Origin of the sequence: Mesorhizobium sp. WSM4308 (assembly GCF_002294905.1) — a bacterium.
Taxonomy (GTDB): Bacteria; Pseudomonadota; Alphaproteobacteria; order Rhizobiales; family Rhizobiaceae; genus Mesorhizobium.
The window spans coordinates 23,767-45,123 of sequence record NZ_NSFW01000024.1 but is presented as its reverse complement, the minus strand read 5'-3'; the positions used below and the strand labels follow the sequence as shown (position 1 = coordinate 45,123).

The following is a 21,357-nucleotide window of genomic DNA, read 5'->3' as shown; positions in this document are numbered from 1 at the left end:
CCAAGCCATGTTGCGCAATCGGTGCCAGGGACCGGCGGTCCGGTCCCTGGCAGGCGCCTCTCAGGCTTCGAGCCAGAGATATTCCGCCATTGCGTAGCCCATCATGCCACCGAGCGGGTTCGCCTCCAAACCCTTCACCTTGCTGGAGAGAGCATCCACGTTGGAAATGTAGGCCGGGATGATGGTGCCGGCCTCCTCGGAGACCATGGTCTGCATCTGGCCGTAGATTTCCTTGCGCTTGGCCTGGTCGAGCGAGCCGCGCGCCTCGACGAGCAGCTTGTCGAACTTCTCGGACTTGTACTGGCTTTCGTTCCAGGGCGCGTTGGAGGCGTAGAGCAGCGAGAACAGGATGTCGGGCGTCGGGCGCGGATTGATGTTGCCGAAATGGATCGGCGCCTTGAGCCAGTAATTGTCCCAGTAGCCGTCGGACGGCACGCGCTGGACATCGAGCTTCATGCCGATATCGGCACCGGCGGCCTGGATGATCACCGCCATGTCGATCGACGACGTCGCGGCATCGGACGCGACCACGGGGATGGACTGACCGAGCAGGCCCGACTTCTGGAAGTGGAACTTGGCCTTGTCCGGGTCGAAGGCCTTCGGCTTGAGGTCGGCATTGTGGAAGATGTTCGCCGGCGAGACAGGCTGGTCGTTGCCGATTTCGCCGAGGCCGCGCAATGCCGATTTGACGATCTGCTCGCGGTTGACGAGGTATTTCATGCCAGCGACGAAGTCGGCCTTATTGCCCGGATCCATGTCGAGCCGGATGTTGAGGTCCGTATAGTTGCCCGAGGTGGTTTTCGACAGTTCGAAGCCTTGCTGTCCGGCAATGAGCTTCATCGCGCGCGGATTGATCGAGGCCGCAAAATTGATATCACCGGAGAGCAGGGCGTTGACGCGGGCGCTGTCGTCGCTGATGGCGATGAATTCGAACGAATCCAGGTGGGGCTTGCCGGATTTCCAGTAGTTCTTGTTCTTGGTGACGACCGAACGCACGCCCGGTTCGAACGTTTGCAGCACGAAGGCGCCGGTGCCGTTGCCCTTGGAGAAGTCGGTGGTGCCGTCCTGGACGATCATGAAGTGATGCAGCGCCAGGATGGTCGGAAGGTCGGCATTCGGGTCGGCGAGCGTGATCTCGACCGTGGACTTGTCGACCGCCTTGAAGCCGGTCATCTGCGCGGCGATCTTGGCGACCTTGGAACCGACCGCTTTGTCGAGATGGCGCTTCAGCGAGAAGACAACGTCTTCGGCGGTGAGGTCCTTGCCGTCGTGGAAGGTGACGCCCTTGCGCAGCTTCACTGTCCAGGTCTTGGCGTCCTTGCTGTCGAAGCTTTCGGCCAGCTCCATCTGCGTGACGCCGTCCTTGTCGAGGAAAGTCAGGCGGTTGTAGAGCGAGCAGCAGCGGACATAGTCGGTCGACAGCGACGCCTTTGCCGGATCGAGCGTGTCGGCGGTCGAGGAGGACCAGCCGGCGGCCTTGAAACTGCCGCCGGAAACCGGCGTGGCGGCGACGGCATTGGTGGCGCGGCCAAGCACCACGCTGCCCGCGGCGATCGCGGCGCCGCCGGCCAGCAGCAGCTTGAGGAGTTCGCGGCGGCTCGCGCCCCGCCGAATGGCATTCTCGACCATGGCATCGTCTGCGCTGGTCCAGTTCGTGATCTTGTCGGTCATATCATTCCCCTTTCTGTTTGTTTTTCCGGATTGCTCGTCTTGCTGCGGCTTTCCGGGCTTGGGCTCAGGTTCGTTGCTTCAGGTTTTCCCGCACGGCGGCGGCAAGGGCCGCCATTGACGTGAAGTGGTAGTCAGGCGCGGTGAAACGCTCGGGCTCGATCGTGCCGCCGTAACCTTTCTGGGCATGCCGGCGCTCGATCCAGCAATTGGTCATGCCAAGCGCCCGGGATATGCCAATGTCGTGGTACTGGCTTTGCGCGACGTGCAGGATGTCGTCCTTGCTGTCCCCCTGTGAGGCCACGAAATCGAAGACCTTCTGGAAGAAGGCCGGGTCCGGTTTCTCCGTGCCTGTATCGTCGGCGGTAAAGGTAGCGAAAAAGGGCGAACCGAGCTGCTTCTCGAAATGATCGAGCGCCCAGCGCCTTGCATTGGTCATGGCGATCAATCTGTGCGACTTCGCAAGGTCCGCCAACGCCGCCGCGCTGTCGGGGAAGCTTTGCCAGACGCTGGCCGAATCCCGCAGGCGGACGCCGTATTTCTCCTCGGCCGGCAGGCCGAGCCGCAGCGCGATAACTCTGTAGACACGTGCGAGATCGTCGGGAAACAGGCCCGCATCGGGCATGTAGCGGGCCTGCCGGTAAAGGGCCAGCGCCTCCTCGCCATCGATCGAAACGCCGGCCTCGGCGGCAATTCCCGCCAGGCAGGTCGTGATCCCGCCTTCGAAGTCGATCAGCGTGCCGACCACATCGAAGGTCATGTATTTGAATTCGCTAAAGCCCCTGGCCAAGACTGGCTCTCCTCTGCGTACGGCCGAATTGCATGTGTTGAACAGAACAAAATTCCGTGCTGTCGGGGGCGTTGGCCCTTTTTGAAGGCCCGGAAATCCGGGCTTTCTGGCCTTGTCTTATAAGCAGTCTGGCACTTCCCCCGCGCTGGATTCGCCGAAAAGGCGTGAGGGGGCGGCACAAAATTGCGAAATCGTCTGCCCCGGCGATATTTCGAGACACGACATATTTCGCCGCCATCATGCCAGGGCCTGGCGGACGTCTGGATCGTCCAGCGTCTGGTCGAGCGTCCGGCGCGTGCGCTCGATGATCGCATCGATGTCGGCATCGGTGCAGCAGAGCGGCGGTGCATAGCCGATAACCCCATGCGCAAAGGCACGGATGATGAGGCCATTGTCCCACGCCCTGTCGAAGACCCGCCGCGCCGGCATGGCCGACGCCGGAAGCGGCGTCTTCTTCTGCTTGTCGACCACCAGTTCGATCGCGGCAAGCATGCCGCGGCCGCGCACGTCGCCGACGAGGGGGTGGTCGGTCAGGCTTGCCAGTCCTGCCATCAGGCGGGCGCCGGCCTTGACGCCATTCTCCAGAAGGCCGTCTTCGTAGAGCTTCAGCACCTCGAGCGCGACGGCGGCGCTGACGGGATGGGCGGAATAGGTGTAGCCGTGACCGACGGCCGAGGCGCCCGCGCCATCGGCGATGACGTCGTAGACATGATCGGCCATGAACACGGCGCCCATGGGAACATAGCCCGAGGTCAGACCCTTCGCCGTCGTCATGAAATCGGGAACGATGTCCTCATCGGTGCAGGCGAACAAAGGCCCCGTGCGGCCGAAACCGGTGATCACCTCATCGGCGATGAACAGGATGCCGTACTCCCGGCAGAGTTCGCGTATGGCCTTGATCCAGCCTTTCGGTGGAACGATGACGCCACCCGAGCCCTGGATCGGCTCGGCATAGAAGGCGGCGACCCGCTCCGGCCCGATCTCCTCGATCTTGGCCTTCAGCGCGGCGAGCGATGCGGCGATGATCGCGTTGCCGACCTGGCCGACCGGGTTGCGGTAGGGATAGGGGGAGGGGATCTTGTGCTGCCATTCGAAGGGAATGCCGAAACCGGCGTGAAAGGCGGGCAGGGCGGTCAGGCCGGCGCCGACCACGGACGAGCCGTGATAACCCTGCTCGATGGAAATGAACTGATCGCGTTTCGGCTCGCCCCTGGCATTCCAGTAGTAGCGGACGAACCGGATCGTGCTGTCGACCGCGTCCGACCCCCCAAGGGTGAAAAAGACGTGGTTGAGGTCGCCTGGCGCGCGCTCGGCCAGTTCCGACGCGAGGCGGATGGCCGGCTCCGAGCCGAGGTCGAAATAGGCGGTGGCGTAGGGAAGCTCTCGCATCTGCCTGGCCGCTGCCTCGACGATGCTGTCATGGCCGTAGCCGGCATTGACACACCACAGCCCCGCGAAACCGTCGAGAAGCTGCCGGCCGGACGCATCGGTCACGGTCGCGCCCTTCGCCGATTTCAACACGCGCACGCCGTGCGCCTCATGACCACGGTATGAAGAGACAGGGTGGATGAGATGGGCGCGATCGAGTTCGATCAGGGAATTGGCGAGCATTGTTGTTCTCCGACTATCCCAGCGCCTGGTTGGCGAGGGCGTAAACTTTTGGCCTGGGCTGCTCCGCAACCGTCTTGGGCGGACGGTCCATGGCTATGCCGCCGCCGACATGGGTGAGGCCGATTTCCTCGAGCCAGCCGGCGATGCCGGTCCCGCTGCCGGTATCCACGCGCAGGAAGGCGCCGGCGCGCGGGGCGGCGAAGAAGCCGATCAGGGCCTTCGCCTCGTCGATACTTCCCGCGATGACCGGACCAATCACCTCGCCGCGTCCGAACGGCCGGATCGCGGCATAGGCCTCGATGGCGCCGTCGCGGCGGATGACGGCGAATTGGCCGCGCTCGGCCAGCGCATCGATCAGTGCTTCACGGTCGGCGCCATAGGCGTCGCGGTCCAGCGCCTTGATTTCAGGCAGATCGCCGATGCTTGCGGCCTCTACGCCATCGGGCTCGCCAAGCTCCGCAACCTTGCCTTGATGCTGCAGAATGGCGCCGGAGGGCACGAACCCCAGTTTCTCATAGAGAGGCATGCCGTCCGCCGTCGCGACGAGCCGCAGCGGACGGTCCCCGGCCAAGGCGAAGGCCTGATCCATGAGCCGGCGCCCAAGCCCCTTGCCGCGCGCGTTCCTGTCGACGATCACCATGTTGATCATGGCGCAATCCGCGCCGTAGGGCGTTACCAGGATAGTTCCGGTGACGCGGCCCTGATCGTCGAGCGCGACCGCACCGTTCGAGAGCTGCAGCGCCATCTGCCAGTCCTGCGGGCGATGTGGCCAATTCTCCTGGCGGGAAAGCACTACGGCTCCCTCGATATGGTCGGGCCCGAAGGCTCGGAGTTCAATGTCGCCCTGCGGCATGAGGCATCCTTCCGTCTGACGACAAGTTTCGGCCATCGGCGTGCCGCAGATCATCTGAAGGCTTTGGCTTGGACAGTATCTTTCGCCGTAGCGCGAGGGGTGTGCCGCATCTTGTGCTGGCACCGTCCGCGGCGGGGGCGCTTCACGCCGCGCGCGGCGCAGCTATCGGCATGCCAGATGCTACAGCGTGCCAAAGCGGATGGCGGATACGGAACTTTCTGCTTTCGGAAGGGCGATTTCGGTCAGGTCGCCCGCCGCCTGCCGCTCTATGATGAAAAACATCCCAATGCGGATGTGCTTCCACCGGAGATCGACGGACATGGCTTCCTTCAGGCCCAAATACATCACCTTCGACTGCTACGGCACGTTGACTTTTTTCCAGATGGCGGAAGCGGCGCGCGACCTCTATGGCAGCCGGCTCGACGAGCCGCGCATGCAGGAGTTCATCAAGAACTTCGCGGCGTACCGGCTCGACGAGATCATGGGTGACTGGAAGCCCTACGCCGACGTCGTCCACAACGCGCTCGAACGCGCCTGCAAGCGCAACGGCCTCGCCTTCAGCCCGGGCGACGCAAGGATGGTCTACGAGCGCGTGCCGACCTGGGGACCGCACGCCGACGTCCCGGCGGGCCTGGCGAAGGTCGCCGAGGAAATTCCGCTGGTCATCCTGTCCAACGCGATGAACGCTCAGATCATGTCCAATGTCGAAAAGCTCGGCGCGCCGTTCCATGCCGTCTACACGGCAGAGCAGGCGCAGGCGTACAAGCCCCGCTTCCGGGCTTTCGAATACATGTTCGACATGCTGGGCTGTGGCCCGGAGGACGTTCTTCACTGCTCGTCCTCTTTCCGCTACGACCTGATGTCGGCACACGATCTCGGCATCAAGAACAAGGTCTGGGTCAATCGCGGCCACGAACCGGCCAACCCGTATTACGGCTATGTCGAGATATCGGACATTTCGGGTCTTGCAGGCGTCGTCGGTCTCTGAAACAGGCGGATAGCCGATGAAGTTCGTCTCCTACTGGCACGACACGGCCCCCGTCTTTTCCGGCGGGGCGCAAGGCCCGGTCGAGGGGCACTACGATGCCGCCGTCATCGGCGGCGGCTTCACTGGTCTCGCCGCCGCGCGCCAATTGGCCAAGGCCGGCGCCAAGGTGGTCGTGCTGGAGGCGGAGCGGGTCGGCTGGGGCGCATCCGGCCGCAATGGCGGGCACCTCAACAACGGCCTCGCCCACAGCTACCTCTCCGCCAAGGCGGAGCTCGGCAAGGAACGCGCAATCGCCCTCTACCGGGCGCTGGACGACTCCGTCGACACCATAGAGGCGCTGGTCGCGGAGGAAGGCATCGACTGCAATTTCCGCCGCGCCGGCAAGCTGAAGCTCGCCTCGAAGCCGCAGCATTTGGCATCAATCGCCCGCAACTTCGAGGTCCTTCATGCCGAGGTGGATCCGGATACGGCGCTGCTGTCGGCGGCGGATCTCAAGTCCGAGATCGGCTCGCCCTTCCACGGCGCGATGCTGTCGAAGAAGAGCGCCATGATGCATATGGGGCGTTATGTGGCTGGTCTCGCCACATCAGCCGCCCGCCACGGCGCCGTGATCCACGAGAATGCGGCGGTCACCGATCGCAAGCAGGCCGGCGGCAGGCACCAACTGACCACCTCGCGTGGCCGCGTCAGCGCCGACAATGTGCTGGTGGCGACCGGCGCCTACACCACTCCGAATTTCGGCTACTTCCGCCGCAGGATCATTTCCGTCGGCAGCTTCATCATCGCCACGCGGCCGTTGAGCGACGTCGAGATTGCCGCGACCATGCCGGGCAACCGGACATGCGTGACCTCGATGAACATCGGCAACTATTTCCGGCTTTCGCCCGACAGGCGCCTGATCTTCGGCGGCCGCGCGCGCTTTTCGGCGACATCGGACCAGCGCTCCGACGCCAGGAGCGGACAGATACTGCAGGCAGGCCTCGCGGCGATCTTCCCACAACTCGCCAAGGTCGAGATCGATTACTGCTGGGGCGGGCTGGTCGACATGACCAAGGACCGCTTCCCACGCGCCGGCTACCATGACGGCGTCTGGTACGCGATGGGCTATTCCGGCCATGGTGCGCAGCTTTCCACGCACCTTGGCATGATCATGGCCGATGCCATGCTCGGCCGCGAGGACCGCAATCCGCTGAAGGGACTCGAGTGGCCTTCCATTCCCGGCTATTCCGGCAAGCCCTGGTTCCTGCCGATGGTCGGCCTCTACTACAAGGCGCTTGACCGGGTGAGGTAGGCAGTAGGCAGAATCTCCCAATTCCCTGCTGCCAATTACCTACTGCCTATTCCCATGTGGAAGCTCTTCATCTCGAGATATTCCTCGATGCCGGCCTGCGCGCCCTCTCGCCCGAGGCCGGACAGCTTGACGCCGCCGAAGGGGGCGACCTCCATCGAGACCGAGCCGGTGTTGAGACCCACCATGCCGAATTCCAGCGCCTCGCCGACGCGCCAGGCGCGTTTCAGGTTTTCGGTGTAGAAGTAGGAAGCAAGCCCGTAGGGCGTGCCGTTGGCCAGCGTGATCGCTTCTTCTTCCGTCTCGAACCGGAAAAGCGGCGCGACCGGGCCGAACGTTTCCTCGCCGGCGAGCTGCATGTCCTTTGTCGCGCCGGTCAGCACCAGCGGCGCGACATATTGAGGGCCGTCCGGCAAAGCTGGCCTCTCGGTAATAGTCGTTGCACCTTTGGCGAGCGCGTCCTCGACATGGCGGTTTATCTTCTCGACCGCTGCCATGTTGATCATCGGCCCGATGGCGACGCCGGGCTGCGTGCCGGGTCCAACCGTCATGGCGTTGACACGGGCGGAAAGCTTCGCTGCGAAGGTTTCATAGACTCCGGACTGCACGAGGATGCGGTTGGCGCACACACAGGTCTGGCCGCCGTTGCGGAACTTGGAGACGAGAGCGCCCTCGACAGCGAGGTCGAGATCGGCGTCGTCGAAGACGATGAAGGGTGCGTTGCCGCCGAGTTCGAGGCTGAGCCGCTTCACGCTGTCGGCCGCCCCGCGCATCAGCAGCGAACCGACCCGCGTCGAGCCGGTGAAGGAGATCTTGCGCACGGTCTCGTTCGCCATGATCTCATTGCCGATCTCGGCCGGCATGCCGGTGACGATGTTGATGACGCCGGCGGGGATGCCTGCCCGTTCGGCAAGCACGCCGAGCGCCAGCGCCGAATAGGGCGTGAACTCGGACGGCTTGATCACCACCGTGCAGCCGGCGGCCAGCGCCGGCGCGACCTTGCGGGTGATCATCGCGTTGGGGAAGTTCCACGGCGTGATGATGCCACACACACCGACCGGTTCCTTCAGCACGATGATGCGCCGGTCCGGCGTCGGCGAGGGGATGGTGTGGCCATTGATGCGGCGTGCCTCCTCCGCAAACCATTTGACGAAGGAAGCGCCGTAGCGGATCTCGCCCCTGGCCTCGTCCAGCGGCTTGCCCTGTTCGGTCGTCAGGATCAGCGCAAGATCGTCCAGATGCGCAAGCATGAGGCCATGCCAGGCCTCCAGGAGGCCGGCGCGCTCAGCGTTGGTCTTTTTCCTCCAATCCCCATAGGCGGACGCTGCGGCCTCTACGGCCGCGCGAGTCTCCGGACCGGCCATATCGGGCACCGTGCCGATCGCCGCCTGGGTCGCTGGATCGACAACATCGACCGTCTTGCGGGAGCCGGCAGCGACCCATTCACCGCCGATCAGGCCGACTTCGCGGAAGAGACTTTTGTCTTTGAGGTTTTTCATCGAGAACGACCTTGCAATCAGGAGAGCGCGGCGACGACGGCGGCCGTGATGGCCTCCGTTCTGTCTTTGCCCGGAGTGGTTCCAATGCCGCGCGCGGTTGTCGCTTCGACCGCTTGCATGACCCGGCCGGCGGCGGCCGCTTCGCCGAGATGGTCGAGCATCATGGCGCCGGACCAGATGGCGGCGATCGGATTGGCGATGCCCAGATGCGCGATGTCGGGCGCCGAGCCGTGCACCGGCTCGAACATGGACGGCGCCGAGCGATCGGGATTGATGTTGGCCGAGGCGGCGTAGCCGAGCCCGCCCTGGATCGCCGCGCCGATGTCGGTGAGGATGTCGCCGAACAGGTTGGAGGCGACGACCACGTCGAGGCTCTCCGGCGCCATGATCATGCGCGCGGCGAGCGCGTCGACATGATAGCTGGTCACGGCTACGTCAGAGTATTCCGCGGCCAGCTTTTGCGCGATCTCGTCCCAGAACACCATCGAGTATTTCTGCGCGTTGGACTTGGTGACGGAGGCGAGCTTGCCGCGCCGTGTCCGCGCCTGCTCGAAGCCGAAACGCAGGATGCGCTCGACGCCGGCACGGGTGAAGATCGAGGTCTCGACAGCGACCTCGTCCAGCGTGCCTTGATGCACGCGCCCGCCGGCGCCCGAATATTCGCCTTCGGTGTTCTCGCGGATGCACAAAATGTCGAAACCTTCCGCCCGCAGCGGGCCTGTCACGCCTGGCAGCAGGCGGTGCGGCCGGATGTTGGCATATTGCACGAATGCCTTGCGGATCGGCAGCAGCAAGCCGTGCAGCGAAACGGAATCCGGCACTTCCGCCGGCCAGCCAACCGCGCCTAGCAGGATCGCGTCGAAGCTGCGCAAAGTCTCAATGCCGTCCTGCGGCATCATGCGGCCGGTGTCCTTGTAGAATTTGCAGGACCAGGGGAACTCGGTTCCGGTCAAGGCAAAGCCGGCCTGCCCGGCCGCTGTCTCCAGCACGGACCAGGCGGCGGCGGTCACATCGCGTCCGACGCCGTCACCGGGGATCAGGGCGATCGAATAGGACTTCATCGGCATCTCTTTACAGGCTGATCAGGACGCTCTTTGTCCTGCGGTTGGCGAGATAGGCTTCGCGGCCAAGGTCCTTGCCGATGCCGGAGCGCTTGTAGCCGCCGGTGGGCAGAATATGGTCTCGCGAGCGGCTGTAGCGGTTGACCCAGACGGTACCTGCTTCGAGTTTGCGTGCGAACCGGATCGTGCGGGACAGGTCCGAGGTGAACAGGCCGGAAGCCAGCCCATAGGTCGGATGGCTGGACAGCGCCAGCGCCTCGTCCTCGGTCTCGAAGGTTTGGACTGTCAGGACCGGGCCGAAGATTTCCTCGACGATCGCCGGATTGGCCTGATCGACATTGGCGATCAGCGTCGGCTCATAGAAATAGCCGGGGTCGTCCATAACGTTGCCGCCGCTCAGGCATTCGCCGCCGGCCCCGATCGCGGCCCGCACGATGCCGTCGATACGCGCCCGCTGCCGTTCCGAGATAACAGGTGAATAGTGCGTCGCCTCGTCCCAGGTCGGGCCGGGGCGTGCCGCCTTCATCTTCTCCAGGATCGCGGCCGTCAGCTTGTCGGCGACGCTTTTCTCGACGATCAGACGCGTGCCGGCCACGCAGGCCTGGCCGGCGTTGAAGGTGACGCTGCCGGCGATCGCCGTCGCCGCCTTGTCGAGATCGGCATCGGCAAAGACGATCTGCGGGCTCTTGCCGCCCAGTTCCAGCGTCATCGGCTTGACGCCGGTGCGGGCGACGTTCTCCATGATGGCCGAGCCGGCGCGGGTAGAGCCGGTGAAGGAGACCTTGGCGATTTCGGCATGGCCGGTCAGCGCCGTGCCGGTCGTCGGCCCATCGCCCAGCACCACGTTGACGAGCCCTGCCGGCAGGCCTGCCTTCACCGCGAGTTGCGCCAAACAGACAGCGGAAAACGGCGTCATCTCGGAGGGCTTCAGCACGACCGCGTTGCCTGCGGCCAGCGCCGGGCCGAGCTTCCAGCCGGCCATCGAGATGGGGAAATTCCACGGCGTTATCGCGCCGACCACGCCGTGGGGCTCGCTCATGATCATGCCGAGAGTGGTGTCGTCGGTAGGCACCAGCTCACTGCCTTCCTTGTCGGCGAACTCAGCGAAGAAGCGGATCTGCTCGGCGGTGACGGCGATGTCGCCGGCGATGAGCTGGCCGACGGGCCGGGTCGAGCACAGCGCCTCGATCCGAGCCAGCGTTGCCGCTTCCGCCTCGATCAGGTCGGCCCAGGCGTGCAGCGCCCTTGTGCGCTCGCGCGGCCTGACGCCCCCCCAGTTGCTGGCCTTCAGCGCCGCCTTGGCGCTTTCCACAGCGCGGTCGACGATATCCGCGTCAGCCACGGGACAGTCGGCATAGACCTTACCGTCGGACGGACGGCGCATCTCGATCGCACCATCGTCCGCGATAAGCTCTGCGCCGATGAAATGGCCAATCGGGAGGGGAACCGTATCCGGATCGAAGCTCAGGCTCATATCGAGGCTCGGTTCATAGGGTGACCGCTTTCCAGCATTGACTGGAGCGTAGCGCGTACTGCCAGGCAGCATGCGCTGTTCGGTGATCCGTTGCCGATGAATGTTGTGTGCTCGAGGCAAGAGACGGCAAATTCTTCGGCGCAGGCCAGTACGTCATGCAGGTTCCGCTATCCGACCGTCACGTAGATCTTGCGCACCGTCTCGATGGTCTTCCAGACACCGGTGAAACCAGGCTTCATCACGAAGCTATCGCCGGCGCGGTAGGTCACCGCCTCGCCGCCATCGGGCGTGATTTCAATCACGCCCGAGAGGATGTGGCAGAACTCGAAAGTGTCGCCCTTGATTGAGCGCGTTTCCCCAGGCGTCGCCTCCCAGACGCCGGTATGGACGAGGTCGTCCTTGGCGACGTCCTGCGCCCAGGTCTTGAAGGCGGGGTTGCCGGCAATCAGCCGTTCAGGCAGCGCCCCGGATTCGCGCGGGGGAAATGCAGGGCTGGTATCGACGGTCTTGAGCAGGGACAAGGGATGGCCTTTCAGCTTGGATTTCAATAGCCGCGCGACCGGTCGACGAGCCCGATAGGGTCGAGCCCGTCGCGGTGGCGGCGGATGTTTTCGATGACGGCCAGCGCGGCTGTCACGGGTTGGGTGACGCTGGCGACATGCGGGGTCAGCACGATCTTTGGATGCCGCCAGAAAGGATGGCAGGCCGGCAGCGGTTCGGGATCGGTCACGTCGATCATCGCCGCCGAAAGGTGGCCGCTGTCGAGAGCGGCGACAAGCGCCTTATGATCGAGCTGCGGGCCCCGGCCGGTGTGGACGAGGGCCGCGCCCTTGGGCAGTTTCGCAAACAGGCGGGCATCGAGGAAACCGCGTGTCTCCTCGGTCAGCGGCAGCAGGCAGACCAGTATGTCGCTGGCCGCGAGCATCTCCTCCAGCCCGAGTTCGCCGTGATGGCAGGTCACGCCTTCGATCTGCCGTGGCGAGCGGCTCCAACCGGCGAGCGGAAAGCCGAAGGGCTTCAGGCGGTCGAGGACTGCCTGGCCAAGCTGCCCGAGGCCGAGCACGCCGATCCGGCGCGACCCGGCCTGCAGCTGGGGGACGTCCCGCCATTCGCCGGCGCGCTGCTGCGCCAGATAGGCAGGCAGGCTGCGATGCAGGGCGAGCACGGCCAGCGCCACATACTCCTGCATCATGCGCACGATGCCTTCCTCGATCGTACGCACGATCTTCACCTGCTCCGGTACGCTATCGAGGCGGAACTGGTCGACCCCGGCGCCAATGGAAAACAGGATCTCCAGGTTCCTGTAGCGGGCGAGGTCTTCTGGCGCGGTCCAGGTCATGAGATAGCGCACGGCGTCGGGATCGACCGTTGCGGGGTCCATCGTGAAGGGGACGTCCGGCAGCTCCTTGGCGAAGGCATCGGCGAAGATCGCCCCGCGCCGCGCATCGGAATTGAACAGGAATGTCATTCCGGTTCCCTTCAAGCCGCGCAGCGGGCACCCAGCGCCTCGATCAATCGCTGGCAGGTGGCGAGTTCGCTGGTGAGTATGTATTCGTCCGGCTTGTGGGCGCGGTCGATGTCGCCCGGTCCGCAGATGATCGCATCGAACCCGGCGGCCTGGTAAAGCCCGGCCTCCGTGCCGTAGCTGACGGCGGCAAGCGGCGCCTCGCCGGTCAAGGCGTGCAGCAGTCCCGCAAGCGGCGCATCTGGCGGCAGCGACATCGCCGGATAGGCGCTCAGCGGCGCCCATTCGATGCGAAAGCCGTGGGCCGCAAGGGCCTCTGCTCGCGCCCTTACAGGCGCCAGCAGGCTGGCGGGGTCGACGCCGGGTATGGCGCGCGCCTCGAGGTCCAGCGTGCAGGTGTCGGGGATGATGTTGACCTGATGTCCGCCAGTCACCACGCCGGCTTGCAGCGAGGAGTAGGGCGGCTCGAAGGCAGGGTCGAACGGACCGTGCGTCAGCTGTTCGGCCTCGGTCACGGCCGCGCTCAGCGCATCGGCCATGGCATGGATGGCGTTGAGCCCAAGATCGGGTCGGGAGGAATGGCCGGAGCGCCCGTTGATGATCACGCGGGCGGCCGCCTTGCCCTTGTGGCCGCGCACGGCGCGCATGCCGCTCGGCTCGCCAACGATAACGCCGAGCGGCTTCGCGCAAAGTCCGGGAAGGCGGGCGATCAAATGCGGTACACCGCGGCACCCCACCTCCTCGTCATAGGAGAAGGCGAGATGGATCGGCCTGGCAAGGTGCATTTTCGCCAAGAGAGGCACCGTCGCGAGCACCGCGGCAAGAAACCCCTTCATATCAGTGGTGCCGCGTCCATAGAGCCGTTCGCCCTCCTTGCGCAGCGCGAAAGGGCTAGAACTCCATTGCGGCTCGCTGGCGGGGACGACGTCCATGTGGCCGGACAGAATATAGCCAGGGACGTTGGCGGGGCCGATCGTCGCGAACAGATTGGACCGGTCGCCTTCCGGCCCTCGGAGCAGGGCAGCCTGCGTCCCGTGCTCTGCGAGATAGGCCTCGATCCAGCCGGCGATATCGCCGTTCGGCTTGCCGGCGACCGACGGAAAGGCGACAAGTCGGTCCAGGATGTCGAAGACGTCCATTCCAGCCCTCAAAGCATTTCGGGTTTGGCATTTCGGGTTTGCCGGGATCGATGCCGTCGGCTACTCGATTTCGGCAGAGGATGTGCGCGTTCTTTCGCGATTGCGTGCCGAAAGCGGAAGTGTTTCAGTTGAATCTAGCGTTGCCGCATGGCTTTCGAGCAAATCGTATCGGTCTGCTTGTTTAGCGTTGGCAGCCGGAAAGTAGCCAGCGACACGTCGCCTTCTAGTACGATAATCTTTCAGGGGCATGGAATTGAAGCCGTCCGGAAGCTTGAAAATCGATACCTTCTCGATGCGGATTGGCGACATCGAAGGCGTTGAGCTGGACCGCTTGCATGCACTCTCGCTCTCCGTGGGATGGCCGCATCGCGCTGAAGACTGGCAATTCCTGCGGCAGTCGGGACACGGGTTCGTAGCGCTCGATGAGATCGGCCGGGTTCTTGGTTCGGCCATGTGGTTCGCGCATGGTACCGATTTCGCGACCGTGGGCATGGTGATCACCTCGCCGCGACTTCAGACGCTGGGGGCGGGGCAATGGCTGATGAAGCGGGTTTTCGAGAACGTCGTCGGCTGCGATCTGCGTCTCAATGCAACGCGCGCGGCAAGGCGGCTCTATCTCTCGCTCGATTTCCAGCCGGAGAAGACTGTCTATCAATGCCAGGGCGTCGCCCGCCTGGAGACGACGGGTCGCCCGGCGGACATTCTCGATGTCAGGACCTTGGACCCAAAGGATATTCCGGCAGCGATCGCGCTCGACGCGGCAGGATTTGGCGTGAGGCGGGCGGCGCTCATCGAAAGGCTTTTCGCACACTCGGCCGGCTATGGTCTTTTCAAGGATGGCAGGCTGAGCGCATTCGCGCTCTGCCGGCCATTCGGGAGGGGCCACGTCGTGGGGCCGGTCGTGGCGGAAAGCGACGCCGATGCCGTGGCGATCGTCCGGCCACACGTCCATGACCATTTAGGGTCATTCCTGCGGATCGACACCCATATGGACACTGGCGAGTTCGCCACCTTTCTGTCGCACGCTGGAATGCCAGTCTTCGACACGGTGCTGACCATGTCGCTGGGCAAACGCCTAACCGATTTTGCCGTCGGCGGTGCGACCAGACCGGAGAGCTATGCCCTGGCAAGCCAAACTCTCGGGTAGGTTGTTATTCGACTTTGCGTCAATCGGGCCGTCCGGGTGGTGTCTATCATCGCCCCGTTTGTTTTCAAATTCTTCGGATTCGACGCCCGGTACTACAGGGTCCTCGCTGCCGCTGTCCTGCTCACGACGTTAGTCTTTAATGCGCCTGAGGAGCCAGTCGGGACGCGTTCGGGATTGGACAGGCGCACAGCGGGTTGAAGGCGGCGATGGCGGCAGCGAGCGTCAAGACGTTGCCGATGATCGTCCGTCAGAACTCGGGGAGGGCGAGCAGTTTTGCCCTTGTCGTGGATCATCGAGGTTGAATTGATGTGGCGAGAACGGACATGGCGGCGCGGCTTCAGGCTGCTGGCCGAGGTCGAGCGTCGGCTAAAACTCGATCGCGAAGGGCGGATGTGCGACGGGGCTTTTCCGACCACTTGGGTCTTTCAGACATTCAGTCAGCCGACCATCCGACCTTCGGTCTTTGTGAGAACAGAACGGAATGTGCGTCCCGAGATCAGCGCTCGGCTAAACCTGCCAAGGTTGCGCCAAGCCGCTTGGAAATTGAAACAATCCAGGTTCGCAGCTCCGGCCCAAAAGGTTTCTCCAGCATCGCCCGGTCCCAGGCCAGGAAATAGGGCTCCGGCAGCCTGATACGCTTGTCGAACGGCGCCACAAGCCTTCCCGAGGCGATGTCGTCGGCGGCCATCGACAGTTGTGCCAGCACGAAGCCCCTGCCGTTGGCCGCAGCATCGATCGCGGCGCTCGACAGGGAAAAGGCGACTTCACCTGATGTCTTGCGGTGCACCGCGCCGATGCTTGCCGCCCATTCCGCCCATGTAGGCGGCGAGCGATGGTCGCGCGCCCATTCGATACTGAGAAGTGGCAGATCGAGGATATCGGCGGGCTTACGGACCGGATGTTTCGCCAGCAGCGCGGGCGAGCAGGCCGGCACCACCCAGTCGGTGAACAACTCGGTGTAGTGCTCGAAATCACGATATTTGGTGCCGTAGGAAATGCGGAAGTCGACCTGTTCGGCGCTCAGCCTTGGCTCTGTCTCGGCGCCGACCAGCCGCACGGTGGCGCCGGGATGGCCGATCTGCCAATCCAGAAGCTGCGGACCGATCCATTTGCTGGCGAGCGACGGCAGGCAGGAGATGGTCAAAGTGTCGGCGAACCGGGCCCGTTCGATGACATCCTGGGCCTCGCGTATCTTTTCGAAGCCGATGGAAACCGCCGCGTGGTAGACGCGGCCCAGCGCTGTAAGGGCGACGCTCCTGCCGCGACGTTCCAGAAGCCGTGCGTCCAAGGCATCCTCGGCCTTGCGAATCTGCTGGCTGACAGCGCCAACGGATACACCGAGCTCGTTTGCCGCGGCCGTCACGCTGCCACGCCTGCCAAACGCCTCAAAGGCCTGTATCGCACGCAGCGGGGGCGTCTTGTTCACCTGGGCAACCGTCCTGGGGTCAGCTTGGTTTAGTTTTTCTAAAATAGAACGCAGATGCAAGCCCTATGTCGTCCCCGGTCCGCAAGATAATCGTTTGGGCGTTCACAAGCCCGGGAGGACGCCATGTTTCTTCGAAACTGCTGGTACGTTGCCGCATGGGACCATGAGATTGCCGACCGGCTGGTGCCAACGCGGATTCTTGGCGAGGACATTGTCCTCTACCGCCGCACCGACGGCGCGGTGGCTGCACTCGAAGACGCTTGTCCGCACCGCAAGCTGCCGCTGTCGATGGGCCGCATCAAGGGCGATACGGTCGAATGCGGCTACCACGGCCTGACCTTCGACAGCGCGGGAACTTGCACGCGGGTGCCGGGCGCCGAAAAGATACCGCATGTCGCCTGCGTTCGTTCCTATCCGATCGCCGAGCGCTACGGCTTGCTCTGGGTCTGGATGGGCGAAGCGTCAAAGGCCGACCCCGCGCTGATTTTCGCCGTCGACCATTGGGGCGATCCGGCATGGGGCGTCAATCGCGGCGAGTCCATGGCACTCGATTGCAACTATCTCTACATGACCGACAACCTGCTCGACCCCTCGCATGTGTCGTGGGTCCACCAGTCGTCCTTCGGCGGGGTCCAGGCCATGGAGGATGTACCGCTCGAAACCACCGTGGGCGCCGACGGCGTGACCGTATGGCGCTGGGTGGTCGATGCCGCGCCGGCGCCCTTCTATGCGCCTTTCCTCAAATTCTCCGGCAATTGCGACCGCAAGCAGCACTACGAGGTGCGCTACCCCTCCAACGCGATCATCAAGGCGATCTTCGTGCCCGCCCGCACCGGCGGCGAAGGCAAGCCGCTGCACGAGGACGTGTTCCTCATGGACAGCTACAATTTCATGACGCCGGTCGATGAGAACCAGACCAAATATTACTGGTTCCAGATGCGCAATTTCGCCCCGGACGATCTGGAGGTTTCGCGCCAGTTCGCCACCTCCGTGCGCGGCGCTTTCGATGAGGATCGCACCGTGCTCAATGCGGTGCACAAGGGCATGGCCAACAAGCGCACACCCAATCTCGATCTCAAGATCGATGTCGGGCCACTGCGCTTCCGCCGCAACCTGGCCAAGCTGATCGCCAGCGAGGGTCAGCAATTGGCGGCCGCCGAATGAACGCATTCACCGCTCGCGACACTATCGCAAGAAGCGGATTTCGCGACCTGAAGGTGGTCGCGAAGGTGCGCGAAAGCGCCATCATCACGTCGTTCCATATCGAGCCGGTCAATCCAGAGGACTGGCGCGACTTCGAGCCAGGGCAGTTCCTGGTGTTCAAGATACCTATGCCGCAGGGAGCCGGCGAAAAGGCATATGTGCTGCGCAACTACAGCGTCTCCTGTTCCCCGACCGCTAGGGGTCGCTACCGGATCAGCGTGAAGCGTGAAGCAGCACCCGCGCCGGGTCTGCCCGACGGAGCAAGCTCGTGCTTCCTGCATGACCGGATCGACGTTGGCGATGTACTCCAGGCCGAAGGGCCACGCGGCGATTTCGTGCTCGACAAGGCCAGCAGCCGTCCGGTGGTGCTGCTCAGCGGCGGCGTTGGGCTGACGCCGATGGTATCGATGCTGCATGCGCTGGCTGCAATGCCGGATCGCCGTGCCGTCTTCATTCACGCCTGCGAGAACGGCGATGTGCATGCCTTGCGTGATGAAGTCGCGGGCCTTGTCGCAACACGGCCTGGTCTGCGCGCCCACTATTGTTACCGGTTTCCGTCAGAGCGCGACAGGGCCGACGGGCACTTCCACAGCGAAGGCATGATTTCAAAGGATGTGCTGCAGCGTCTGCTGCCGATCGACGACTATGATTTCTACCTTTGCGGCCCCCCGCCTTTCATGCAGGCGGTCTACGCCATGTTGCGCGGGCTTGGCGTGCCGAAGCCTCGCATCGCATACGAATTTTTCGGCCCGGCAACAGTGCTGGAGCCTGATGCCGCCCGAGCCCCTGCCGCGCTGGCGCAGCAGGCACGGATCGAGCCGGCGGGCGAGGTGGCCACTGTGGAGTTTCGAAAATCGGGACTTACGGCGGTCTGGGATGGCAAGGTGGCATCGCTGCTCGACTTTGCCGAGGACCAGGGCCTGGCGCCGGAATTCAGCTGCCGGTCCGGCATCTGCGGGACATGCAAGTCGCGGCTGGTTTCGGGTGAAGTCGCCTATTTTGAAGAACCCCTGGACGAGCTGGGAGCAGGCGAAGTGCTGCTGTGCTGCTCCAGGCCGAGCGGATCAGTCGTCCTGGATATTTGACAAGATCTTGATGCCGCGTCTGGGCGCGGGGAAACGGAAGTCGGGATTTGGAACAGTCGGTCAAACCAGCGTCGAGCCTGCCGCTCAATCCGCATATCGCGGCCTTGCCACCTTACAATGCAGGCATGAACATCGCGATGGCACGGAAGCTGAGTGGCCGTCACGACATTGCCCGGCTGGCCAGCAACGAGAACCCGGATGGCTGCTCTCCAGCCGTCATGGCCGCATTGTCCTCCTCATCCTTCGAACCATGGCGCTATGCCGATCCGGCCTGCACGGCGTTGCGAGCAGCACTTGGCGAAAGACTTCGTGTCGATCCCGGGCTGATCGTTGCCGGCAACGGCTCCGAGGAGATGATCGCCGCCATCTCGCGCGCCGTCCTGGTGCCGGGCACCTCTGTCGTGACCACGGTGCCGAGCTTCGGCTTGCATGAGATAGAGCCCCTGGCGGCAGGGGCCGATGTCATCAAGGTGGCGATGACACCCGACATGGGGTTCGACCTTGCCGCGCTTGAAACGGCGATCGCCGCCAGGCCGCGTCTCGTTTTCATATCCTCGCCCTGGAATCCGGTTGGGCCGGGGCTCGACCATTCCAGCCTGCAACGGCTGATCGGCGCGGTACGGCCAGGCACCCTTCTTGTCCTCGACGAAGCCTATTTCGAATTCGCCGATGCCGGCGCGCCCGACGGCATCGAGGTCCTGCGCGGCAGCGGCATCGACCATGTGGTGCTGCGGACGTTCTCGAAAGCCTATGGCCTGGCGGGGCTGCGCGTCGGCTATGCCGTCTGCTCCGGCCTCGAGCTGGCAAGAGTGATTGCCGCCGCCAAGACGCCATTCAACGTCAACGCGGCGGCGCAGACCGCGGCCATCGCTGCACTCGCCGACGAAAGCTGGATGAAGGCGTCGGCCGACCGCGTCAGGGCCGAGCGCGTGCGCACCGCCGCCGGGCTTGCCGGCCTTGGCCTGCGGGTCGCGCAGTCGCAGACAAACTTCCTTTTCTTTGACTGCAAAGGCGACAGTTCGAGCCTTGCCGCTGCCCTCCTGGAGCAGGGGATCATTGTCAAGGCGTGGCGCGAAGCCGGTTATGAGCACTATCTGCGCGCCACTATCGGGCTGCCGGCTGACAATGACCGGCTGATCGCAGCGCTTCAGGGGTTGATGGCGCAATGAGCGGCCTCGTGTCTCCAAGGCAAACGATACCGGACGAACGGGCGGTCCCGCTTTTGGTTGTCGACGCGATGCGCGAGGCCGTTGGCGCCGCGAACGTACGCACCAGTGACGCGGATTGCGGCGCCGGCATCGTCGTCACGCCTTCATCGGCCGCCGAAATCGCGGCGGTGGTGCGCATCTGCCGCCAGAACGAGGTTCCGGTGGTGCCGCAAGGCGGGAAGACCGGCCTGGTCGGCGGCGACGTTTCGTGGCCAGGCGAGATCGTTCTTTCCATGGCGCGCATGAACCGCATCGAGCGGCTCGATCCGCTTGAACGCGTGGCGGTGGTCGGTGCCGGCGTCACCCTCGAAGCCTTGCAGACGGCCGCGCGCGAACACCGGCTGGAGCCGGGCATCGACCTTGCCGCGCGCGGCTCGGCGACGATCGGCGGCATGGTGTCGACCAACGCCGGTGGGGTGATGGCCTTTCGCAACGGCGTCATGCGCCACCGCGTGCTTGGCCTCGAGGCCGTGCTGGCCGACGGATCGGTCTATTCCGACCTGACACGGGTGGTGAAGAATTCCGCCGGCTATGATCTGAAGCATCTCTTTATCGGCGCCGAGGGCACGCTCGGCATCGTCACCCGAGTGGCCGTCAAGCTCGATCCTTCACCGCGCGCCACAGCGACCGCGCTGTTCGGGCTGCCATCGGTCGAGGCGGCCCTGCGGACAACTCGGCTGGCGCTTGAATCGGATGCCGGGCATCTGCGCGCGGCCGAGGCGATGTGGACCTCGTATTTCAGCCTGGCCGCCGCCGCGCATGAATGGTCTGAACGCAGTGTGCCGCTCGATCAGCCGCTGTTCCTGCTGCTGTCGCTTGGCGGCGCGCGCGAAAGCGCGCTGCGCGAGGACTTCGAGCGGATCTATTTGGAGACGATGCAGCAGTATCCCGAAGCGACCGGCATCATCGCCGACTCGCGGCGGCAGGAAGACGACCTGTGGCGGCTGCGCGAGGACACCAGCGTGCTCTACCGCGCTCATCCCCACGCGCCTTCCTTCGACGTGTCTGTCCCATTGTCGGAAATTCCGGCCTATCTCGACAGAATCCTGCCCGGGCTCGCCGCCGTCGAACCGGATCTTGCACCCTATGTCTTCGGACATCTCGCCGATGGGAACCTGCACATCATCCTCAACCGGAAGGGCCCGCTGGCGCCTGACGTGGCGATCGCTGTCGAGTGCGTCCTCTATCAGCAGCTCGGGGAGATTGGCGGTTCCTTTTCCGCCGAGCACGGAATTGGGTCAAAACGCATCCATTCCCTGCTGGCGACAGCTGACCCGACAAAGCTCGACGCGATGGAGCGCGTGAAACGAGCGCTGGACGAGCGGTCGATCATGAACCCCGACAAGGTGCTTCCCCGCGATGCCTGGTTCGTCCGGTCCTCAAGCCCATCCCTTTCCGGCAATGAGAACCGATTGCCCCTCAAGAACGCGAGCGACCTCGACGATGAGTAGC

19 protein-coding genes are annotated in these 21,357 nt (G+C 64.2%); 7 read left to right on the top strand and 12 right to left on the bottom strand.

What is annotated here, in order from left to right:
- Positions 1-60: 60 nt before the first annotated feature.
- The 5 genes from CK227_RS32480 to CK227_RS36955 form a co-directional block, all read right to left on the bottom strand.
- A complete protein-coding gene (locus CK227_RS32480) occupies positions 61-1,671 on the bottom strand; it encodes an ABC transporter substrate-binding protein (protein WP_095775963.1) in 1,611 nt (536 codons plus the stop codon).
- Between the two features lie 64 nt (positions 1,672-1,735).
- Positions 1,736-2,458, bottom strand: a complete 723-nt coding sequence (locus CK227_RS32475; protein ID WP_095775962.1) for an HAD-IA family hydrolase — start codon at positions 2,456-2,458, stop codon at positions 1,736-1,738.
- A 237-nt stretch (positions 2,459-2,695) separates the two neighbouring features.
- Positions 2,696-4,069 (bottom strand): aspartate aminotransferase family protein, encoded by a 1,374-nt coding sequence (locus CK227_RS32470; protein WP_095775961.1) that lies wholly within the window; start codon positions 4,067-4,069, stop codon positions 2,696-2,698.
- A gap of 13 nt (positions 4,070-4,082) precedes the next feature.
- Positions 4,083-4,922, bottom strand: coding sequence for a GNAT family N-acetyltransferase (locus tag CK227_RS32465; protein ID WP_095775960.1), 840 nt, complete (start codon positions 4,920-4,922; stop codon positions 4,083-4,085).
- 180 nt (positions 4,923-5,102) lie between these two features.
- Complete coding sequence (locus CK227_RS36955) at positions 5,103-5,243, bottom strand: hypothetical protein (RefSeq protein ID WP_179296578.1); 141 nt, start codon at positions 5,241-5,243, stop codon at positions 5,103-5,105.
- On the opposite strand from CK227_RS36955, the gene CK227_RS32460 reads away from it, so the two are divergent.
- Both CK227_RS32460 and CK227_RS32455 read left to right on the top strand, forming a co-directional pair.
- Positions 5,242-5,910 (top strand): haloacid dehalogenase type II, encoded by a 669-nt coding sequence (locus tag CK227_RS32460; protein WP_095804220.1) that lies wholly within the window; start codon positions 5,242-5,244, stop codon positions 5,908-5,910. The genes CK227_RS36955 and CK227_RS32460 overlap by 2 nt on opposite strands.
- A gap of 16 nt (positions 5,911-5,926) precedes the next feature.
- Positions 5,927-7,201 carry an FAD-binding oxidoreductase gene (locus CK227_RS32455; protein ID WP_095775958.1) on the top strand — a complete coding sequence of 425 codons (1,275 nt, stop codon included), beginning with the start codon at positions 5,927-5,929 and terminating at the stop codon, positions 7,199-7,201.
- Between the two features lie 35 nt (positions 7,202-7,236).
- Here CK227_RS32455 and CK227_RS32450 read toward each other — a convergent pair whose 3' ends face one another.
- The 6 genes from CK227_RS32450 to argE form a co-directional block, all read right to left on the bottom strand.
- Positions 7,237-8,697 (bottom strand): NAD-dependent succinate-semialdehyde dehydrogenase, encoded by a 1,461-nt coding sequence (locus tag CK227_RS32450; RefSeq protein ID WP_095775957.1) that lies wholly within the window; start codon positions 8,695-8,697, stop codon positions 7,237-7,239.
- A 17-nt stretch (positions 8,698-8,714) separates the two neighbouring features.
- The gene (locus CK227_RS32445; protein WP_095775981.1) at positions 8,715-9,758 is read right to left on the bottom strand and encodes a tartrate dehydrogenase; all 1,044 of its coding nucleotides are present in this window, start codon (positions 9,756-9,758) and stop codon (positions 8,715-8,717) included.
- A 10-nt stretch (positions 9,759-9,768) separates the two neighbouring features.
- The gene (locus CK227_RS32440; protein WP_095775956.1) at positions 9,769-11,232 is read right to left on the bottom strand and encodes an aldehyde dehydrogenase family protein; all 1,464 of its coding nucleotides are present in this window, start codon (positions 11,230-11,232) and stop codon (positions 9,769-9,771) included.
- Positions 11,233-11,399: 167 nt separating this feature from the next.
- Positions 11,400-11,753: a cupin domain-containing protein gene (locus CK227_RS32435; protein ID WP_095775980.1), complete on the bottom strand. Its 354-nt coding sequence runs from the start codon at positions 11,751-11,753 to the stop codon at positions 11,400-11,402.
- Positions 11,754-11,776: 23 nt separating this feature from the next.
- Positions 11,777-12,700: a glyoxylate/hydroxypyruvate reductase A gene (locus CK227_RS32430; protein ID WP_095775955.1), complete on the bottom strand. Its 924-nt coding sequence runs from the start codon at positions 12,698-12,700 to the stop codon at positions 11,777-11,779.
- 11 nt (positions 12,701-12,711) lie between these two features.
- On the bottom strand, positions 12,712-13,836 hold the full coding sequence (gene argE / locus CK227_RS32425) for an acetylornithine deacetylase (RefSeq protein ID WP_095775954.1): 1,125 nt from the start codon (positions 13,834-13,836) through the stop codon (positions 12,712-12,714).
- 247 nt (positions 13,837-14,083) lie between these two features.
- On the opposite strand from argE, the gene CK227_RS32420 reads away from it, so the two are divergent.
- On the top strand, positions 14,084-14,983 hold the full coding sequence (locus CK227_RS32420; protein WP_095775953.1) for a GNAT family N-acetyltransferase: 900 nt from the start codon (positions 14,084-14,086) through the stop codon (positions 14,981-14,983).
- 496 nt (positions 14,984-15,479) lie between these two features.
- Here CK227_RS32420 and CK227_RS32415 read toward each other — a convergent pair whose 3' ends face one another.
- Positions 15,480-16,409 carry a LysR substrate-binding domain-containing protein gene (locus CK227_RS32415; RefSeq protein ID WP_095775952.1) on the bottom strand — a complete coding sequence of 310 codons (930 nt, stop codon included), beginning with the start codon at positions 16,407-16,409 and terminating at the stop codon, positions 15,480-15,482.
- 123 nt (positions 16,410-16,532) lie between these two features.
- On the opposite strand from CK227_RS32415, the gene CK227_RS32410 reads away from it, so the two are divergent.
- Genes CK227_RS32410 through CK227_RS32395 form a run of 4 tightly spaced genes read left to right on the top strand, consistent with a single transcriptional unit; the run spans position 16,533 to position 21,356 of the window.
- On the top strand, positions 16,533-17,573 hold the full coding sequence (locus CK227_RS32410) for an aromatic ring-hydroxylating dioxygenase subunit alpha (RefSeq protein ID WP_095775951.1): 1,041 nt from the start codon (positions 16,533-16,535) through the stop codon (positions 17,571-17,573).
- Positions 17,570-18,697, top strand: a complete 1,128-nt coding sequence (locus CK227_RS32405; RefSeq protein ID WP_095775950.1) for a 2Fe-2S iron-sulfur cluster-binding protein — start codon at positions 17,570-17,572, stop codon at positions 18,695-18,697. Before CK227_RS32410 ends, CK227_RS32405 begins: the two co-directional genes overlap by 4 nt.
- Positions 18,698-18,744: 47 nt before the next feature.
- Positions 18,745-19,866, top strand: a complete 1,122-nt coding sequence (gene hisC / locus CK227_RS32400) for a histidinol-phosphate transaminase (protein WP_095775949.1) — start codon at positions 18,745-18,747, stop codon at positions 19,864-19,866.
- Positions 19,863-21,356: an FAD-binding oxidoreductase gene (locus tag CK227_RS32395; RefSeq protein ID WP_095775948.1), complete on the top strand. Its 1,494-nt coding sequence runs from the start codon at positions 19,863-19,865 to the stop codon at positions 21,354-21,356. The genes hisC and CK227_RS32395 overlap by 4 nt, the downstream gene beginning before the upstream one ends.
- The last annotated feature ends 1 nt before the right edge of the window (position 21,357 follow it).

Coding starts and splice junctions, on each gene's coding strand:
- CK227_RS32410 (WP_095775951.1), top strand. CDS start 16,533: ATGTTTCTTCGAAACTGCTGGTACGTTGCCGCATGGGACCATGAGATT.
- CK227_RS32470 (WP_095775961.1), bottom strand. CDS start 4,069: ATGCTCGCCAATTCCCTGATCGAACTCGATCGCGCCCATCTCATCCAC.
- CK227_RS32480 (WP_095775963.1), bottom strand. CDS start 1,671: ATGACCGACAAGATCACGAACTGGACCAGCGCAGACGATGCCATGGTC.
- CK227_RS32450 (WP_095775957.1), bottom strand. CDS start 8,697: ATGAAAAACCTCAAAGACAAAAGTCTCTTCCGCGAAGTCGGCCTGATC.
- CK227_RS36955 (WP_179296578.1), bottom strand. CDS start 5,243: ATGTCCGTCGATCTCCGGTGGAAGCACATCCGCATTGGGATGTTTTTC.
- CK227_RS32455 (WP_095775958.1), top strand. CDS start 5,927: ATGAAGTTCGTCTCCTACTGGCACGACACGGCCCCCGTCTTTTCCGGC.
- CK227_RS32445 (WP_095775981.1), bottom strand. CDS start 9,758: ATGAAGTCCTATTCGATCGCCCTGATCCCCGGTGACGGCGTCGGACGC.
- CK227_RS32460 (WP_095804220.1), top strand. CDS start 5,242: ATGGCTTCCTTCAGGCCCAAATACATCACCTTCGACTGCTACGGCACG.
- CK227_RS32440 (WP_095775956.1), bottom strand. CDS start 11,232: ATGAGCCTGAGCTTCGATCCGGATACGGTTCCCCTCCCGATTGGCCAT.
- CK227_RS32405 (WP_095775950.1), top strand. CDS start 17,570: ATGAACGCATTCACCGCTCGCGACACTATCGCAAGAAGCGGATTTCGC.
- CK227_RS32430 (WP_095775955.1), bottom strand. CDS start 12,700: ATGACATTCCTGTTCAATTCCGATGCGCGGCGCGGGGCGATCTTCGCC.
- CK227_RS32395 (WP_095775948.1), top strand. CDS start 19,863: ATGAGCGGCCTCGTGTCTCCAAGGCAAACGATACCGGACGAACGGGCG.
- argE (WP_095775954.1), bottom strand. CDS start 13,836: ATGGACGTCTTCGACATCCTGGACCGACTTGTCGCCTTTCCGTCGGTC.
- CK227_RS32420 (WP_095775953.1), top strand. CDS start 14,084: ATGGAATTGAAGCCGTCCGGAAGCTTGAAAATCGATACCTTCTCGATG.
- CK227_RS32465 (WP_095775960.1), bottom strand. CDS start 4,922: ATGCCGCAGGGCGACATTGAACTCCGAGCCTTCGGGCCCGACCATATC.